Source organism: Pedobacter jeongneungensis, assembly GCF_000633455.1.
Taxonomy (GTDB): Bacteria; Bacteroidota; Bacteroidia; order Sphingobacteriales; family Sphingobacteriaceae; genus Pedobacter; species Pedobacter jeongneungensis_A.
In genome coordinates, this window is sequence record NZ_AYMG01000031.1 from 1 (window position 1) to 18,808 (window position 18,808).

The 18,808-nt window shown below is 39.1% G+C and carries 18 protein-coding genes; 8 read left to right on the forward strand and 10 right to left on the reverse strand.

Translation table 11 applies throughout. The features are described from left to right. The 4 genes from U859_RS30655 to U859_RS0124890 all read right to left on the reverse strand — a co-directional run. On the reverse strand, positions 1 to 609 hold a 609-nt coding region (locus U859_RS30655; protein WP_162800032.1), incomplete at its 3' end, for a hypothetical protein. Between the two features lie 10 nt (positions 610 to 619). Continuing rightward, positions 620 to 1,636: a hypothetical protein gene (locus tag U859_RS0124880; RefSeq protein ID WP_025145968.1), complete on the reverse strand. Its 1,017-nt coding sequence runs from the start codon at positions 1,634 to 1,636 to the stop codon at positions 620 to 622. Positions 1,637 to 1,639: 3 nt separating this feature from the next. Then, complete coding sequence (locus U859_RS0124885; RefSeq protein WP_051584772.1) at positions 1,640 to 2,278, reverse strand: phage tail protein; 639 nt, start codon at positions 2,276 to 2,278, stop codon at positions 1,640 to 1,642. A 23-nt stretch (positions 2,279 to 2,301) separates the two neighbouring features. Beyond that, a complete protein-coding gene (locus U859_RS0124890) occupies positions 2,302 to 3,258 on the reverse strand; it encodes a methionyl-tRNA formyltransferase (protein WP_084153150.1) in 957 nt (318 codons plus the stop codon). 571 nt (positions 3,259 to 3,829) lie between these two features. On the opposite strand from U859_RS0124890, the gene U859_RS31325 reads away from it, so the two are divergent. Continuing rightward, positions 3,830 to 4,381, forward strand: a complete 552-nt coding sequence (locus U859_RS31325) for a hypothetical protein (protein ID WP_025145971.1) — start codon at positions 3,830 to 3,832, stop codon at positions 4,379 to 4,381. Between the two features lie 85 nt (positions 4,382 to 4,466). Here U859_RS31325 and U859_RS0124900 read toward each other — a convergent pair whose 3' ends face one another. The 3 genes from U859_RS0124900 to U859_RS0124910 are packed head-to-tail and all read right to left on the reverse strand — an operon-like array spanning position 4,467 to position 7,520. After that, on the reverse strand, positions 4,467 to 5,699 hold the full coding sequence (locus tag U859_RS0124900) for an MFS transporter (protein WP_064774735.1): 1,233 nt from the start codon (positions 5,697 to 5,699) through the stop codon (positions 4,467 to 4,469). Positions 5,700 to 5,703: 4 nt separating this feature from the next. Further along, a complete protein-coding gene (locus tag U859_RS0124905) occupies positions 5,704 to 6,780 on the reverse strand; it encodes a zinc-binding dehydrogenase (protein ID WP_025145973.1) in 1,077 nt (358 codons plus the stop codon). 56 nt (positions 6,781 to 6,836) lie between these two features. Then, positions 6,837 to 7,520, reverse strand: a complete 684-nt coding sequence (locus tag U859_RS0124910; protein ID WP_205314441.1) for a phosphonatase-like hydrolase — start codon at positions 7,518 to 7,520, stop codon at positions 6,837 to 6,839. Positions 7,521 to 7,833: 313 nt separating this feature from the next. Between U859_RS0124910 and U859_RS31330 the strand changes: the two genes are divergently transcribed. From U859_RS31330 to U859_RS0124930, 4 genes are all read left to right on the forward strand, one after another. Next, the gene (locus tag U859_RS31330) at positions 7,834 to 9,003 is read left to right on the forward strand and encodes a sensor histidine kinase (RefSeq protein ID WP_025145975.1); all 1,170 of its coding nucleotides are present in this window, start codon (positions 7,834 to 7,836) and stop codon (positions 9,001 to 9,003) included. Between the two features lie 273 nt (positions 9,004 to 9,276). After that, on the forward strand, positions 9,277 to 9,717 hold the full coding sequence (locus U859_RS0124920) for a hypothetical protein (RefSeq protein ID WP_025145976.1): 441 nt from the start codon (positions 9,277 to 9,279) through the stop codon (positions 9,715 to 9,717). 102 nt (positions 9,718 to 9,819) lie between these two features. Continuing rightward, the gene (locus U859_RS0124925; RefSeq protein WP_162800033.1) at positions 9,820 to 10,644 is read left to right on the forward strand and encodes a hypothetical protein; all 825 of its coding nucleotides are present in this window, start codon (positions 9,820 to 9,822) and stop codon (positions 10,642 to 10,644) included. Between the two features lie 107 nt (positions 10,645 to 10,751). Then, positions 10,752 to 11,462 carry a RibD family protein gene (locus U859_RS0124930; RefSeq protein WP_025145978.1) on the forward strand — a complete coding sequence of 237 codons (711 nt, stop codon included), beginning with the start codon at positions 10,752 to 10,754 and terminating at the stop codon, positions 11,460 to 11,462. Between the two features lie 374 nt (positions 11,463 to 11,836). Here U859_RS0124930 and U859_RS0124940 read toward each other — a convergent pair whose 3' ends face one another. Further along, positions 11,837 to 13,246 carry a PLP-dependent aminotransferase family protein gene (locus U859_RS0124940; RefSeq protein WP_025145980.1) on the reverse strand — a complete coding sequence of 470 codons (1,410 nt, stop codon included), beginning with the start codon at positions 13,244 to 13,246 and terminating at the stop codon, positions 11,837 to 11,839. 87 nt (positions 13,247 to 13,333) lie between these two features. On the opposite strand from U859_RS0124940, the gene U859_RS0124945 reads away from it, so the two are divergent. The 3 genes from U859_RS0124945 to U859_RS0124955 all read left to right on the forward strand — a co-directional run bounded on the left by U859_RS0124945 (position 13,334) and on the right by U859_RS0124955 (position 15,862). Next, a complete protein-coding gene (locus U859_RS0124945) occupies positions 13,334 to 14,227 on the forward strand; it encodes a DMT family transporter (protein ID WP_025145981.1) in 894 nt (297 codons plus the stop codon). 26 nt (positions 14,228 to 14,253) lie between these two features. After that, positions 14,254 to 14,763, forward strand: coding sequence for a GNAT family N-acetyltransferase (locus U859_RS0124950; RefSeq protein WP_025145982.1), 510 nt, complete (start codon positions 14,254 to 14,256; stop codon positions 14,761 to 14,763). 277 nt (positions 14,764 to 15,040) lie between these two features. Further along, positions 15,041 to 15,862 carry an alpha/beta fold hydrolase gene (locus U859_RS0124955; protein WP_025145983.1) on the forward strand — a complete coding sequence of 274 codons (822 nt, stop codon included), beginning with the start codon at positions 15,041 to 15,043 and terminating at the stop codon, positions 15,860 to 15,862. 64 nt (positions 15,863 to 15,926) lie between these two features. Here U859_RS0124955 and U859_RS0124960 read toward each other — a convergent pair whose 3' ends face one another. Then, entirely contained in the window at positions 15,927 to 16,763 is an 837-nt protein-coding gene (locus tag U859_RS0124960; RefSeq protein WP_162800034.1) for an alpha/beta hydrolase, read from the reverse strand. A gap of 120 nt (positions 16,764 to 16,883) precedes the next feature. Then, positions 16,884 to 18,518, reverse strand: coding sequence for an ABC-F family ATP-binding cassette domain-containing protein (locus tag U859_RS0124965; RefSeq protein WP_025145985.1), 1,635 nt, complete (start codon positions 18,516 to 18,518; stop codon positions 16,884 to 16,886). Positions 18,519 to 18,808: the final 290 nt, after the last annotated feature.

The following is an 18,808-nucleotide window of genomic DNA, read 5'->3' on the forward strand; positions in this document are numbered from 1 at the left end:
GGTTGGGCTCAAAGCCGTTACTGATGGGGCGGAAGCAACTGGTGTTGCAAAAACAAGATCATCAAACATGTGAAAAAGACCCGAAACTCCTGTAATCACAACTTTGGTCACATTCCCAAAAGCAGCATTATTTGAAAGTGTATTAACAGTATTCCGATTAGTAGCATCAACACCAGCTGGGTTATAAGAGAAATTCATGGTAGCTACCAAAGTATTTCCACTATACCCCTTAATTGTTATTGGATTATCTACAGCATAATAAAGAGAGTAAAAATCAATAATTTTAAATGCCTGAAATGAAAACGCTGAGTTATCAGTGTATGTCACAGTAAGTGCATCACTAGATTGTGAATTATTAGTAATCAACCCCAGGTTGCTAGGAGATGAACCTGTACCATCATCTGCCACATAATAATTACTATTTGCTTGAACAGCACTATTATAATTAATATTTGCAGTTTTGGTGCCCACGGCCACCTGCACATTTGGGCCCAGTCCGGCATATGGTGTAAAACCACTTTGAAAGGAAACAGTACCTTGTGCAAGGGCAATTTTACCTATCGCAACAAAGATGACCAGGAAAAAAAATTTGTAAAATTTCACACTCATATTCAAAAGTTTAAATACATAAATAAGGATTTTGCCATATGGCAACAGCGTTCTCTGCCGAGTGATTAAATTCGGCATTTAAACTCACCGGCAATTGACCGGTAACATCAGCAGATATAAATTGCCTTTCAATAAGATTCATTTCAACTATTGAAATGGCATTACCTGATGGAATTTCATCTCCATCAAGCCATTTTATTACCTGCTGTGTTAGATACTGAAACAATACTGAAAAAGGGCTTTCAGAAAAATCAGCGATATATTTTGGTATGGTACTTTCAAGTACTGCAGTGAATACATTTTTGAAAGCAGCATGCTTGGTTTCTATATATTTTAATGAAACTGGAAATGAGAAAGATACTGATGGGGTATAATCGATAAACTGGCTGAACTGGTTGATAAACAAATCCAGTTCTCTTCCACATAAGGTTACATGTAAATGACCAGGGCGTAAACGGTTAATTTCATTAAACAACCCAATTACATCATTTACATTAGGATTATTATTTAATGTACAAACCTGTATTGGTTTAGCATAAATACTATGATAACCTACTCTGAATGATTCTACCAGACTATAGCCTGCATCGTAAAGAGAAGTGCATATCATACAATCGGCAGCAGGAAATTTTCTAGCTACCCAAGCACCTAAAAAGGCAATGGTTTTCCAGGCATCACTGCTGAAAAGAAGATAATTATCAGGATAATTAATCCGAGATTGTGTATAAGGGATCACCTCACCTAAGCTAAGGTGTATAAATATTTTATCTGGGTTCCGTCTTAACTTGTCAAATAATGTGATGGCAACACGATAGCCCACGTAACCAATAATAATGTCTACATCTTCCTGATAAAACAATTTATCTATGGCTTTATTCACCTCTTTCTCAGACCCTGGCCCGATAAATTCTTTGAGTAACTCATAATCATTATCATGAGCATATTGCGCAAAAGGATTCAGGAGAATCCGTTTTAAATCAACAAATTCTCCTGAATAAGGTATTAATAATCCAATTTTCTTGTTCACGGATTAAGGTCTAGATGGAAATATACCGTTTGTACAAATGATAAAATTAACGGATAGTGATGGCTGCATGGTGCTTATAGTTACCGGTACTGAAACATTTACCGGAAGTGGTGTTCCGGCGCCAGTGTTACCTGTATTAGCACCAGTTAAATTGGCATTAAATGGAAGCAACGTTGTATCAGCCGCAGCCGTAGTATATTGTTTACTGGTTGTATTTACCGGTCCGCCTTGCACGGTACCCTTTGTTAACACGGTAGTGGGTCCTGGCGTATCAGTATTGGTACCACCAGTACTATTTACAGGTACTGCAATAGAAACACTGGCACCACTAAGAGAATGATTGTGTGATGGTAGGTTATTTACACCAATGGTCACTGCACCTGCGCCGGTTGCTACTACAGTTGCCGCAGCAGCACCAGTTTGTTGCCCTACTTGTGTAACTGTTTGTGCACCAATAGGCACTCTTGTTCTAAAGTCAGGTACTGCAAATGTAGTTTGACCATTGCCGCCATAAATTGTACCAATAAGTGCAAACAACGCCTGGTTTTGATTAACAGACAATAAAGTGCCATCGCATAACTGCCAACCTTGAGGTACCCATGGCAGAGGCCAGATTAAAATTGTTCCAAGAAGAGGATCCATAATTGAATTGTTTTAATATATAATTAATTGTTAATTTCCTGATACTGAAAGGTGCTATTTTCAAAACGCTCCTCCGCTTTTATACCTATTGCTGCAAGCTTAAAGCCGGTCATAAAACCTTCATTAAGCTTTAATATATTTATCCTTAAAATTTTCTTATCCACACATTGCACATATAGTCCGTTATCGTTAGCATATGTAATTGTTCCCGCAACAGTATCTTCTTCCCCTTCAGCTTCAACTTGCGATACCTCCAAAATTTTCACTATCTGTTGTTTAAAAGTTGTTACCGCACCACCAGCACCAGGGTTACATGCATTTACTAAGGCTTCAACCTGTGTGGCTGTTTGTGTTTCCCAATCAATAGTCAAATCACTGGCTTTAGGTCTTGCATAATAACATAGATTGCTATCATCAGGAGCTAATTCTTTAAGTTCGTTTTGTTGTGAAAGTTGGGCGATCAGTTGAACAATCATATTAATAGCAACCAAACTGTGCCTGCTATCGGCTATGCCCCAGGTTTCGCCAGGTATAAAAGTTACCGGCTCTTGCATGACCACAGCACCGGTATCAAAACCAGAATCCACCTTATGAATACTTACACCCCCGCTCGTTTCCCCGTTTTTCATTTGCCAGAACAGGGGATCGGGTCCTTGGTAAGCGGGCAGCATACTAAAGTGTACATTAAAAAATCCAAGTGTGGGAAATTCGTAAAGATCAGCCGGAATACGATAAGAAAAACCGAACATAATCACTACATCAGGCTGTATATCAACAAACAATTGCTTAATGACTGTAAGCAGTTCGCGTCTGTTTACTTTGAAAAAAGATATATCATTTTTATTACAGAAATTCTCTATCCCTAAATGCTGCCCCTTAAGCTTATCAGTTGATACGATTGCTTTTAGTAATCCCTGTGTATTGAAATAATCTATTACAGGAATAGATGATAGGTGATTAGAAAATATAATTATTTTCACTGAGAGCGCAATTAAAATGGGATGATTTTTGGATGACGTAAATTTATCGAAATTATTGTTAACTCCAAACAGGAATTGATAAATACTTAAAAGTAGGTATTTGTAAAATCTTAATAATACATCAGATATATAACCTGTAAAATTTTATTTTATTTAAATTATGGCTATTTACTTCAGGTCAAATAAAGCTATTCATTATATTAATACAATCGAACACAACAAATACTACATTAAATTGAATGTATCATTTTCAGGATGTTACACTATAATATATATTAAAAGTGCTAAATATGAGTATACTAAATGGCGCCGACAGGACTTTACCAGAACTTCAATACAGGCCTTTTAAGATCATCCTAATATGCTGACTTTCCTTAACAGGTTTTTGATGAGGTATAGTACGAAGAAGAGATTTCTTTCTATCAACAAGAGGCGTTTAATTACTGTCACCAGCTAGGATTGAGAAAAGTACAGGCTGTAATGGCATAAAATGATCAGAACATTTTAAGCCAGGCCGGTGTTGATTTACCAGCGAACAACATCACCGGCACGAAGTACACAAGATAAATCAATGACAAGCGCAGAAAAACTGGCAAACTGGGTAGCAGATAAACATAAAAACCAACTGATCAAATGTACTACGCTTCCCTATTTTGACCATTTGAACAAAGTAGCTTTATTGGCAAAAAACGCTATTGAATGGGGTTATGAAATAGGCCTTTGTCACGATTTATTAGAAGACACAGGTACAACCAGTGCTGAGCTGAAAACCGCATTAATAAATTTTGGTTATCCTGTAACAGCTGCTGAGCTTATCACCAACCATGTGGTTGAGCTAACGGATGTTTTCACCAAAACAGCTTATCCCAAATTAAGCAAAAAGAAAAGGAAAAAACTGGAAAACAAGCGATTACAAACCTTAGATAATGCTGCACAAACGGTAAAATATGCCGATTTGATCGATAATATAGCCTGGATGATGAAATACGATATAAAACATGCCGCTCATTACCTGAAAAAGAAAGCTACACTTTTACTAAACTTAAACCTCGGCAATAATCAACTAAGGCAACGGGCTATGGGTATTATCCAACGAGAATTGCTAAATTTTCATCAGCACTAACAGAACTCTCCTCCCCAAAATATGGATTACAAAAAAAGCGCCCCATTAAGAGGACGCTTTATATCCAGAGACTAATCGGATTGGTTTAAACAGTTTTAACCGTTGGTAATTTCATATACTTTACCGCACCTACACTACAGGCAGATAATACGCACAGCGCGGCAATAACGATAAAAATACTATTGGTGCTTCCGGTTGTATCAATGGCAAAACCCAGTAAAGGCTCGCCAAAAGCGGCAAAAAGATAAGCGATCATATTCATAAAACCAATGCCTGTACCGGTAAGGCTACTCCCTAAGAAATCGGGACTAAGCGGAAAAAAGCAAGCCTGCGGGCCATATACAAAAAAACCGGCCAATAGCATCAATATACTTCCTAAAAGCAGGTTATGAACCGGCGAAATGTAAATCAGAATGGCAATAACGGCACTTATCGACATGCCAAAGAAAATGGCTTTGATCCGGTCTTTTTTAAACAAGCTATCAGAGAGGATTCCGAAAGTAAGTGCCCCGGCAGCCATTCCTACAGGTAATAAAAAGGTCACCCATAAGTTACCAGGATTATCTTTCCAGTTACCTCCTAAATAATGAACGGGCACCCAAAAAATAAGGCCGTAACGGGCCATGCTTTCAAAGCCAAAACCAAGGGAGGCAACCATAAACCTTTTATTACTCAATACCAAACGATAGCGGTTTATCCAGCTTACTTCTTGTTGCTTTTCTACTTTAGTATCTGTTGCAATGTCCGGTTTATCACGGGCAATAATCAGAAAGGCAGTTGCCGAAATCAATAGCAGGAGAACCGGCAACCTGAAAAGCATACGCCACTCATAACCCTGTTGCAATAAAATAATGGAGAGCAGGTAAGTTACTACCGAAGAAAGCCCGGCGGCCATGGTATAAAAACCAAAGGCTTTGCCCCGCTCCTCTTCACTCCACCAGTTATTAATCAGTTTTGCGCCGGGCGCAAAGGCCATCGATTGAAAATAACCGTTTAAGGCCCATAATATCATAATTAACGTTCCACTATTAGCAAAACTGATGGCCACATTGGTGATGATGGAAAGGTATGCGCCCACTGTAACCATTAAACGTGCACTAAAACGATCGGCCAGGTTCCCGTTGATTAACTGCCCGATGGAATAACCCATCAGCATCGAAAAACTGATCCAGCCAATACCCGTATATGGGATATGCAAATCGGCAGCCATCCCTTTTGCGGCCCAACCAAAATTATGTCTGCCTGTATAAAAAAACAGGTAACAAAACATGGTAATCAACAGCATTTTCCATTGCTGTACCCTAAATTTCTTATCCATTTTGCTAAGCTTCCTGTTGATCCAAATTAATGCCCACCCTAAGTGGCTTATTCGCTACAGCGAACTCAAAGGCTTCATTGGTATTTAAAAGAACAAATTCTTTCGACACCACTTTTTCGAAAGGAAAAACCTGATGATTTTTACTGATGAAATTTACGGCATAAACAAAATCGTCGAAATTATAATTGTGCAAGCCTTTAATGGTAATTAACCTCCGCACTACCGATTCTGCGTCAACCTGTACTTTACGCGTATTAAATACAGCACCAATCCATACTGCTGTTCCACCAATGGCCAGTTTTTCGAGACTATTTTCCATCGCATCGGCCGAGCCGCTCATATCAAATGCAAGCTCAATACCTTCCGGCAAGCCCGCTGAAGCACCTGTTAACAGGTGGGTTTCATTTGCGCCAAATGCTACAGCCTGTTCAAGCCGTTGAGGATTAATATCGGCCATGTGGATATAGCTGGCTCCTGCGTCTTTACACATCGCGGCACATACCATCCCCAGTAATCCGCTTCCGGTAATAAGCCCTTTTTTCGATTTAACATCTCCAGCCAGCCTTAATGCACCCGCTACAGTAGCTACCGCGCAATTGATAATTGCCGCTACAGGCAATGGCACTTCGGCTGAGATTTTGAGTACTGCTGTTCCTGGTTTAAGGATACAATGCGTAGACAAACCTCCATGTAATACATCATTGGCCGTAATTTGTGCATGACCATATTTAAAAAGATTTTCACCTTTTTGGGGCATACCAGCTTTTGACATGGCGGATTCAGGGTCAGAAGAAAAAATACTCCAGGTTACCCTGTCGCCTATATTCAGTTTATTTCCCAGATAATCCTTTCTGTCATGTCCATCAGCAAAACCTGTAATTTCACCTACAATCTCGTGCCCTAATACCGTAGGCACTTTCTCTTTTCTTAAGCCACAATACGTATGCAGATCACTACCACAAAGTGTGGTGTAAAGATTTTTGATCAGGATTTCTCCTTTCCGGAGGTTAGGAATATCTTTCACCTGCACTTCCATCGGTTGCCCCTGACCGTTAAAAACTACTATTCTGGCTTTATCCATTGTGATAAATGCTAATATTGGGTTTAGAAGGGATGTATAAAATCAATAACAAATTGTTAATCAATAAGCGGCAACAGGTCGATCAGGTTGTCGATGATCAGATCTGGGTGAGCTTCCATTAACTGGGCAGCAGTATGTGCTCCTGTAGTAATTCCTATGCTGAGGCCGCAACCCGCATTCTGTCCCTCTTCGATATCGATGGCCGAATCTCCAATTTTCACCACGCTGGTGCTATCGGTAATATTAAAGCTTTTCATTGCAAATTCGATCATATCAGGGTCTGGCCTGTTACGCGATACATCAGAAGCAGTTACCAGTGCATCAAACTCTCTTCCCACGCTCCATCCTAGTTTTTTGATAATCGAATTGGCGGTTGTGCTGTCGTATCCGGTGTTTAATACCGCTAAAATATTTCTGCTTTTTAATTCGGCAAACAGTTCTACCGCATTAGGCTGAGGAAGAATATCTTCCGTAGCATAGGCGTTGGTTAAAGCAACAATAAATTCATCGTATATTTTAGCCGTGAGCGCTTCATCATTAACGCCGGCGTAGGTAGATAATATCGAGCGGATGGCCTGCTTCTTTTCTTTACCCGCTCCCTGGGCAAGCACCTGATCCAAACTAAATTCAAAACCTGCATTATTGATTGCCTTTTGAAGCGTTTTATACACCAGGTTATCCTCATTTACTGTGGTTCCTGCCATATCGAAAACCACCATCGCTATTTTATTTTTCTTCATTTAAAATCTAATTTATGTATTTATTTTCCCTTGTATACTAAAGAGAATAAAATGTTTAGCAAAACTAAACAATGTTTACATAAAACAAATTTTATACATATTAATTTTTTGTTAAATTTATGGTATCTCAACTCCAAGCACAATCCAGGGCCTTTATCAGCATTTATGTAACCAGTATGTTGCCATGCGAAGTCGACCAATCGAATTAAATTCTGATTAAAAGTCCTGCAATTACATTAAAAACAACCTAAAAAGCATTCGCATTTGAATAGTAAATATCATTATCTTGTGGGTCCCTATTATTAAAGGAAATATGAAAGAATCTGCAGAAATCCTTAGTCTTATCAAAGGGTACGAAACACGCGAATCGGACCTGATGCTGAACATTGCCCAACTCAAAAGCTTAAATGAGGCATTGCGCATTGCAGATGAAAGAAGTGCAGTACTCAATTCGATTATTGAGAGTTCTGATGATGCAATTGTAAGTAAAGACCTCAACAGTATTGTAACCAGCTGGAATGATGCTGCTGAAAGGATTTTCGGCTATAATGCATCAGAAATGATCGGCAAATCAATCATGAAAATCATTCCGCCCGACCGTGCTGAGGAGGAACCGCATATACTTGGCCAGTTGCGGCAAGGGATCAGGGTTGATCATTTTGAAACGGAGCGGCTTAGAAAAGATGGCACGTTGATTAATGTTTCGCTAACCATTTCGCCAATTAAAGACCGCAATGGAAATGTAATCGGCCTATCTAAAATTGCAAGGGATATTACCGATAAAAAAAATATTGAAATTAAGAAAAATGAATTCATCGGTTTTGTAAGCCACGAACTCAAAACCCCATTAACGTCCCTTCGATCCTACATCCAGGTAGCCCTGCACAAGGCTAAAAAGGATGAGCTGGAATTTATCTCCCAGGCACTTTCCAGAGCCGAACTGCAGACAAAAAAAATGGAGAATATGATTTCCGATTTCCTGAGCATTTCGAAATTCGAGGACGGCCATATGAAGATTAATCCTACCCGGTTTGATATGGCAAAGGCAATAAAAGAAAACCTGGAGGATGCCCGGATTGCTTCAGCAAAACATATATTGGTTTATGCTGGTGCCAATGAAGCTTATGTAAATGGAGACCAGGAAAAACTTTCGCTTGTGCTCACCAACCTGATCAGCAATGCCCAGAAATACTCGCCCAATGGAGGTACAATAACCATCAATTGCCAACAAAAAGACCAACACTTTTTCATCAGTGTAAGCGATCAGGGTATCGGCATTTCTACCGCCGACCAAAAGCTGATGTTTGGAAAATTCTTCAGGGTTAACAGCGAACAGACTAAATTTATAAGCGGTTTCGGGATTGGCCTTTACCTTGCATCAACCATCATCAACCTTCATCAATCTTCCATCACAGTAGAAAGTGAGCCCGATAAAGGCTCAACATTTTCATTTCATGTAGCAGCTGCAATGGAGACGGCATAAAACCCAAATATTGAATTAAAAAAGATAGGTACACATAAGCTTAAATTTTCACAGAACACGGGTTAAGCAAGTTAGTACTGTTTCAATTTTATTTGTTATTACAAATAAATTCGCTTTATAAATTCGTGGAGTTTTTATGCCTTTTTACCTACCATTTATCTCTACTTACCTATTCTCTATTTTGTAAGACTGCATATTTTTTAATCTTAGTTAGGCTATTTTTAATCGTAATCCAATCATATGGTTATCAACAACTAAATGTAAATAATAATTATGAAAAAGATAAAATTCCTAATTTTTGCCTTTTTATTCTTTAGCGTTTATATAGCAAAAGCCCAAACTCAAAAAATAAAAAAAGATACTGTCTACTATCTTTTAGACACGTTGTCTGTTCCTGCAAAGGACAGAATGTTTAAAGTTGAACGAGAAGGGCCGGCAATGGTTTATCAATTACAATGTAAATGCTATCCTTACTCAACTAGCATTACATTCTATTATGATATTAATAGAAAAAAAGAGAAAATCATTAAAATTAGCGAGGCTAAAAAAATTAAAACAGTTTCAATTACAGAGTTAATTAGCCTTGCTGTAAAGTCCTTGCTTAAAGAAGAAGCTAATGAGTATAAGTTTGTATTTTTGGAACCAAGCGGCAACGACATTAATTTAATCAATATGGTTTTAGCTCCTCCTTATAATCCAAATAAAGTTCAGTGATCATAATTGACCGGAAACGGATAAAATAAGGCCGGGCTCATCTTAGCCTGTAATTAGAATAATCACTCGACGGGACAATTCCGATTTCCTATAATTAAAAAAATGGAAACTAAGCAAACTTTCATGTCCTCAATAACAAAAAAGTTGATGGCTATTCTTCTCTTATTAATTGGCAGTAATTATTTGTATGCTCAAAATTCAGTCGTTTTTGGTGAAAAATTTGTAATAAAGGCCGATTTTATCAAAAAAGATTCCATTTTGGTTATAAATTATAAAAATCTAATGCCTTTTAGTCAATTGGTATGGGCTAATGATTTTTGCATTACTGCTATCATTAGTCCATCTGATGTTTCGGGTAGCTACCTGGCTTCACCTATAACGCAAGAGATTTATTTGGTAAATAAAACACTTCAACCTAATAAAACTTCCAATTCATTTTTTTTGAGAAATGACAGTACTGAACTTGATCTGTATAACTATAAAATATTAGATACAAGGAGTGAGATGGAAGTTAGATTAAAAGTTAACAATGATCAATTGTATAAACTTATCGTTAATAAAAAACTAATACTAAAAGGAATGATGAGTTTTATTGATTTTACCAATATTGAACTTTTAGCCAGCGAAGATAAAGAGAAAGGTAAAAAATTGAGTGAGCTATTAGCTAATTATACTCAAAAAAAGAATCCGAGCAACACACTCGCTCCTATCTTGTTAAAAAATATTATTTGGCAATTTAGTAGAAAAGCGAATGTTGTAAATGTGAATGGCTTACCCTCTGGAATTGCACAAGAAGGAAATCTTGAAAAAGAGAAATTGGTACACTCAAACGAAAAACATAAAGATAAACTGATTCTTTTTTCTTACGAAGAACTATACCGATTTTCAAACAGACAGGTTTTTAATGTAGAAATAGGTTTGAAATAGTAAGTCGTTATAGAATTCATTTTGGCATTCCAAGTACTTAACTTCATGAAACACCCAAACAAGACTTATATTTTTTTGTTGAATTGAATTAAAAAAGATAAGTGCATATGAACAACGAGCTACCATATGTCATCTGTTTGATGATGACCTCAGTTGATGGAAAAATTTTGGGCGAAAAATGGGGCGATAGTCCACAAATGGAACAATTAAGGGGAACATTTGAGAAAATCCATGAGAAAATTGGCATAGGTGCGTGGATTGTTGGCCGTACCACCATGGAGAAAGATTTTACCGATTTTGCAAAACCGGTATTAAAAAAAGGGCATCAGAAAATAGACCGCAACGACTTTGTTTCAGCTCATCAATCAAAAACATTTGCCATTGCCATAGATGGTAAAGCCAAACTTGGTTGGGAAAAATCAACCATGCAGGGCGACCACGTGATTACCATTCTTAACGAAAGCGTAAAAGACGCTTATCTTGCCCATTTACAAGACATTGGAGTTTCGTACATTTTTGCTGGTAAAGATGAAATCAATTTAAAAACAGCTTTAAAAAAACTACGCAATCTATTCGCGATCGAAAAACTGATGCTCGAAGGTGGTGCCCATATCAACGGAAGTTTTCTTAATGAAGGCCTTATTGATGAACTTCACCAATTGCTATTACCTGTGGCAGATGGCACCATTAAAACTTCAACCCTTTTTGAAATCGACGAAAAAGCAAAAAAAAATGGCGCTACGCTATTAAAGCTTGAAAAGGTAAAACAGATTGAGAATGACGTACTTTGGATTACCTACAAAATAGACAAGAAGTAACTAATTTATAGCATAGTAACTTTAAAAACAAGGCATTATGGGCTATTAGCTTATGGAGTTATAATGCACATCCAACGAACAATTGTGGCTTCTTACCGACTTTCCATTTTTATCCCAACATGACTACCTTATCTTCGCAAAATAGTCATTTTACACCATGGGGTTTTATCTAAAAAGGTTATTTGTGCTTTTACTTTTGCTCCTGGCAATTTGTTATACCTTTAATACATTTGCTGCCCCTGTTATTTCCGCTGCAATTTTATCCACATCAGGCAGAAGTATAAATGGTTGCTCTTTTGATGGAGGCTTTCTTTTCTTTGCACTGGCATTAACGATAATTGCGGTGATCAGGATTAGGAGGAGTTAGAGAAACCTCAGCACATTTTTGCCAAATTTCCGAGCTGTTTCAATTTGAAATCAATTTCATCTGTCCAGGGCATGCCCATGCATATGCGTAAGCAATTTTCGTATTGTTCCTGCAAGGTAAACATCCGGCCGGGAGAAATGCTGATCTTCTGTTTCATGGCCAGCTCGTAAAGTTTTATGGTATCTGCACCTTTCGCCAGTTCAACCCAAATGGCAAGGCCTCCCTGTGGCCGGCTAATCTTGGTTCCTTCGGGAAAATAAGTGGCAATGGCATGGCTAAAACGCTGGTAATTCCCCATTAGCGTACGCCTAATCTGATGAATATGAACATCATAACGGCCACTTTTAAAAAAATTGCCCACCACTTCATGTACCAGAGAAGGTGTGGCAATGGCATGTACGAGTTTTAGCTTCATTATTTTATCCTTATACTTTCCGGGAGCCACCCACCCTACCCGATAACCGGGGGCAAGTGTTTTAGAAATGGCACTGCACCACAGCACATTACCCCCGGTATCGAACGCTTTACAACATTTTGGTCTTTGAGCACCGAAATATAGATCGCCATATACATCATCTTCAATTAACGGTATATTGTGCTTGGCCAACAATTTAACCACTTCCTTTTTGTGTTCATCGGGCATGCAGCTACCTAAAGGCGTATTGAAGTTTGGAATCAGCACACAGATATCGATTTTCGAAACCAGTTTTTTTAACGCATCAATTTCGATACCGGTAACCGGATGGGTGGGCAGTTCGAGTACTTTGAGACCAAGACTAATGGCCAGCTGAAAAATACCAGGATAACATGGACTTTCAATGGCCACAGTATCGCCCGGTTTTGCCAAAGCCATCAGTGAAAAAGAAAGCGCATTCATTCCGCCACTGGTGGTAATGAGATCGTCTTTGTTCAAATTTCCTCCCCAGCCCAAAGAGCGGACAGCAACCATTCTGCGAAGCTGAAGATTGCCTTGAAGTGGCTCATAGGCTGTACCACCTTGCAATAACCTGCTCGCCTGAAGGATTTCTTTTTGGAGTTTTGCCAAAGGCAACAGGTTTCCGGAAGGGATACCAATAGAAAAAAGTGTAATGTCGTTATTCCCCATGCTCGAATACACTTTGGTAATCAGTTCATCAGGTTCTTTGTTTCCGGGCATTAATGTAGGTTTACTAACCCCGGGAAGCGGCAAACGCTGAACAGAACGGTTACTGACAAAAAAACCGGATTGAGGTTTTGAATCGATCAGTGATTGCGCTTCAAGCTCTAAAAAAATCCTTTTGGCGGTGTTCATCCCAATGGCGTATTCTTTACAGAGCATCCTTACGGAAGGGAGTTTTTCACCAACCTTCAAAATACCATTTCTGATCTGGGCAGCTATTCCATCCGCAATTTCATTATACCTGTAAATCTTTTTCATAAACAAACTGTATCCATACAAATATACAAAACTGATACTGTATTTACTTATTTCTCTTTATCACTTTTGGTTAAGTAAATTTTAGATATGATAAGTACAACAACAGGTAGCCTGGCTACCAGGAAAATCTCGGGCGGATGGCTGAACGGTTTTATAGGAGTATTGATTTTTAGCGGTTCTATGCCAGCCACTAAAATAGCGGTAATGGATATGAGTCCCATTTTTGTAACCATTGCAAGGGCAACCATTGCAGGTTTACTTGCGCTTGCGGTATTGATTTTACTTAAAGAAAAGCGCCCTGCAAAAAGCAGTTTAGGATCGCTCATTATTGTGGCTGTTGGTGCGGTAATCGGGTTCCCTCTGTTAAGTGCCCTGGCTTTGGCGCACATCAGTTCTGCACATTCGCTTGTATTTTTAGGATTGTTGCCATTGGTAACGGCTGTATTTGCTGTTTTACGTGGAGGAGAACGGCCAAAACCTATTTTCTGGTTCTTTTCTGCACTGGGCAGTATATTGGTAATCGGTTATGCCATTTATCAGGGTATTAATGCTTCACCACTCGGCGACCTGTTGATGCTGGCGGCTATTGTGCTCTGCGGACTTGGTTATGCAGAAGGCGCCCGTTTAACCAAAACAATTGGGGGCTGGCAGGTTATCTCCTGGGCATTGGTGATTTCCCTCCCGCTCATGCTCCCATTAATTTTTGTTTTTAAACCTGTTTCGCTATCAGCCATCAGTTCTGGTGCATGGATGGGCTTAGCCTATATTTCATTGTTCAGCATGTTTATCGGCTTCATTTTCTGGTATAAAGGACTCGCACAGGGTGGTATTGCCTCTGTAGGCCAACTTCAGCTTTTACAACCCTTTTTCGGCCTGGCACTCGCCGCTACCTTGTTGCATGAAGAAGTAAGTTTAAATATGCTGGCCGTAATGATTGGCATTATCCTCTGTGTTGCAGGTTCGAAAAAATTTGCCCGATAACAAATTCAATATAAAAATTTAATCATATGAAGATCAGCAATAGTACTACGCAAGATATCGCAGAAATCTTTCGCCTTTACGAAAGCGCAACAGCTTTCCAGAAAACAAAATACAACCTTCACTGGCCAAAATTCGAAACTTCACTAATCGAAACTGAGATAAATGAGAACAGACAATGGAAAATAACCATTGATGGAAAAACGGCCTGTGTATGGGCAACAACATTCGACGATCCACAGATATGGGAAGCTAAAAATGCTGATCCGTCCGTTTATATACACCGCATAGCTACCAATCCTGAATTTAAAGGGCAAAATATGGTTGCCGTAATCGTGGAGTGGGCAAAGGGATATGCCAGGGCAAACAATAAAACCTATGTACGCCTGGATACCGTAGGTCAAAACGAAGGCCTGATCAACCATTATACAAAAATGGGATTTAAATTCCTGGGCTTATTCGATTTAGAAAATACAGACCAGTTGCCAGCACATTATCATGAAAGACCTGTTAGCCTGTTTGAGATAGCTGTAATGTAAATGGAGTAGAAAGCTTGTGTAAGGTTGAAATTAAAAGTTTGCCAATATTTCAAATCTTTAATACGCTCATTGCTTTTCTATCAGCGTAATTGGTTAGTTTTGATTATCAAAAAACCGGCCTTTGGGACATCCTAAATTTAAACTCTAACAAAGCGTTTTGATTTGCCAGGGGCACTAAATAAACTGAACGGAAAAAGCTTTTAAGACTGTTATGATGCTTTTTCCTGATGATGCGTTTTAATCAACTTTATCCACCATAACATTAAAACAACACAGCATGAGTACAATTAAAGTAAAAGACGGAACCGAAATCTACTACAAAGACTGGGGAACGGGTCAGCCTATTGTTTTCCATCATGGATGGCCTTTATCGGGCGATGACTGGGACGGGCAGATGATGTTTTTCCTGGAAAAGGGCTACAGGGTTATTGCTCACGACCGCCGCGGGCACGGACGCTCCAGCCAAACTGCACAAGGGCATGATATGGACACTTATGCAGCAGATGTAGCAGAACTGACCAATGCACTTGATTTAAAAGACGCGATCCACATTGGCCATTCTACAGGTGGAGGAGAGGTGATCAGATACGTAGCTAAACACGGGAAAGGGCGCGTAGCCAAAGCCGTGCTGATTAGTGCCGTTACGCCGATCATGGCCAAAACAGCAAACAATCCTGACGGTATTCCAATGGAGATATTTGATGAGATCCGCCAGGGAACTGCTTTTAACAGACCTCAGTATTTTCAGGATTTTACTTTGCCATTTTATGGTTTTAACCGTGAAGGCGCTAAAGTATCGCAGGGTGTTAGAGATAATTGGTGGCGCCAGGGCATGATGGGCGGAATTAAAGCACATTATGATTGTATCAAAGCATTTTCTGAGACCGATTTCACAGCAGATCTTCAAAGCGTTGATGTTCCGGTGTTAATATTGCATGGCGAAGATGACCAGATCGTTCCTTATCAAATTACAGGTGTAAAGGCCGCAAAATTGGTCAAAAACGGCAAATTGATCACCTATCCAGGTTTCCCACATGGAATGCCTACAACGGAGGCCGAAACAATCAACAAAGATCTGCTTGATTTTATAAAGGCATAATTATAATAGTTACCAGGCTAGCAGTTTTTCCGCTAGCCTGGTAATTAATTTCATCTCGTTTATACTAGTTAAATTTTTTAACCCAGCGTTCTATTTCGTCCAAAACTATTTTTTCGCTATCGGGTTGGTTCATACCACAATCATGACCCTTGCCCAACATAGGAACAAATTTCGCTGCAAACTTCTTTTCCTTCAATAGTTTAAACAAAAATTTAGACTGATTATCTGGTACCAGTTCATCTTTATCACCATGAAAGAGCAAGGTGGGGATCGCCTTTATATAAGTATAAGGACTTACCTCGGTAAATTTCACATTTATTTTTTCATTGGAGATATATTTTGCTCCGGCCAAAAGTTCAACATTTTTAACAAGATTATTTTTTTGAAGTGCTTTCATCGTTTCGGGATCATCAAGACGTACAGGAGGGCAAAGCGCAGTGATTGATCTGATATTTTTACTGCTGGTATATCCATACAGCAAAGCCAGATGAGCGCCGGCGCTGATTCCTGCCAGGTGATAACCTTTTGATCTAAAATGGTATTCCAGTGATTTTCGCTGTATAAATGCCAGGGCATGATCAATGTCGGAAAGAAGATCTTGGCCATTTACATTTTCACTTACGTAACGGTAGTCAACATTGGCTACAATAAAACCCCTGTTGCGTAAATCCTTCGCTGTTTTATCGGTGTACTCATTCCCTCCCATCATCCATGCACCGCCATGGAGTAATATAATAACGGCCGTATTTTTAGTATAGGTGGCGGGAAGGAAAAGATCCAGTTGATGCTGTGCTGCCGAACCATATTTCAGGCGCAAGATATCTTTAGTTTCAGGCTGCGTAAAGGCATAAGATACCTGAAGAAAGGACAGCCTGAGGATCAGCATCAGTATTATTTTCATAATTTTTTCTTTTATAAACAAAAATAGCCATTTCAGGATCCTGATCATCCGAAAAAACCATTTAAAACAAGAAAAGCAGCTCTTTTCAGAGCTGCTTTTACAATAGAGTAAGAAATCTGTTTAGTTTTGTTCGATTTCCTTTAAACTATTCATTTTTTTATAGGCCAGGAAGCCTTTGATGTCTTCAAAATGCTCACGAACACGTTTATTACCAAATTCAAATACTTTTGTTGCCAATCCATCCAGGAAATCCCGATCATGCGATACCAAAATCAAAGTGCCGTCAAAATCTTTCAGCGCATCTTTAATAATGTCTTTGGTTTTCATGTCCAAATGGTTGGTTGGTTCATCCAGAATCAATACATTTACGGGCTCTAACAGCAATTTAATCATCGCCAAACGGGTTTTTTCGCCACCAGAAAGTACCTTAACTTTTTTTGTTGTATCATCACCACTAAACATAAAAGCACCTAAAAGATCTTTGATTTTTATAGTACCATCACTTAATGGAATCTGGTCGATGGTTTCGAATACGGTCAAACTTTCATCAAGCAGCGCCGCCTGGTTTTGGGCAAAGTACCCGATTTTTGCATTGTGCCCTACTTTTAAACCTCCTTCAAAATTGATCTCCCCCATAATGGCTTTAATCATCGTCGATTTACCTTCACCGTTTTTACCAACAAAGGCTACTTTTTCTCCCCGCTCGATCACCATTGATGCTTTTTCGAAAACAACATGATCACCATAAGTTTTAGTCAGTTCTTCTACCATTACCGGGTATTGGCCAGAACGTGGTGATGGCGGGAACTTTAGCCGCAATGCTGAAGTATCCACTTCATCGATTTCAATTACTTCCAGCTTCTCAAGCATTTTTACACGCGATTGCACCTGCAGGGTTTTAGAATAAGTACCCCTAAACCGGTCTATAAATTCCTGATTATCGGCAATAAAACGCTGTTGTTCTTCGTAAGCTTTTAATTGATGGATACGTCGGTCGGCCCGCAGCTGAAGGTAATGGCTGTATTTGGCTTTATAGTCGTATATTCTACCCATGGTAACCTCAATGGTGCGGTTAGAAACGTTATCTACAAAGGCACGATCGTGCGAGATCACCATCACAGCTTTTGCCGAATTGATCAGAAAATCTTCCAGCCATTGAATGCTTTCGATATCCATGTGGTTGGTTGGCTCATCCAGTAAGATCAGATCCGGTTTTTTTAATAAAATCTTGGCTAACTCAATACGCATACGCCATCCGCCCGAAAATTCGGAAGTTTGACGGGTAAAATCTTTACGCTCAAAACCCAAACCTTTTAACACTTTCTCTACCTCTGCGTCGTAATTTGTCTCTTCGATCGAATAAAATTTCTCACTCAGTTCCGATACACGCTCAATGAGTTTCATATAATCGTCGCTTTCGTAATCCGTACGGATAGTAAGCTGTTCATTCAGTTCGTCGAGCTCCTTTTGCATTCGGTTTACCTCTGCGAAGGCTTTCATCGTTTCTTCAAAAACGGTTACATTATCCTGTGTAAGCAAATGCTGTGGTAAATAAGCAATTACAGCTTCTTTAGGGCCAGTTACGCTACCGGAAGTAGGTTTGGATGCATCGGCAATAATTTTAAGTATGGTCGACTTTCCCGCACCATTTTTACCCATAAGGGCAATTTTATCATTCTCGTTTATCGAAAAGGTTACATCGCTAAAAAGCGTGGTTCCGCCAAATGAAACGGAGATGTTATTTACATTAATCACGAAGTTGGAATATTAATTGGCGGCAAAGATAAAGGAAAGCGCGTAAATTATAGCTTTTGTACAATCAATTATCTCTACTAGCAGCAGATTCCAAAAATTGATCGTCATTTCGAATGGAGCACAGTCCCGACGTTAAAGTCTTGAGAGTAATCTTTTTACATAGTTTATAGATTTCTCCACTGCGGTCGAAATGACGACCCACCTAAAAATACCATCACCACTATAGTGTTTTTCTAAGGTAAGCCCTGGGGAATGACGATTAATCGCAGCGTATCAATATCAGTCTCCAA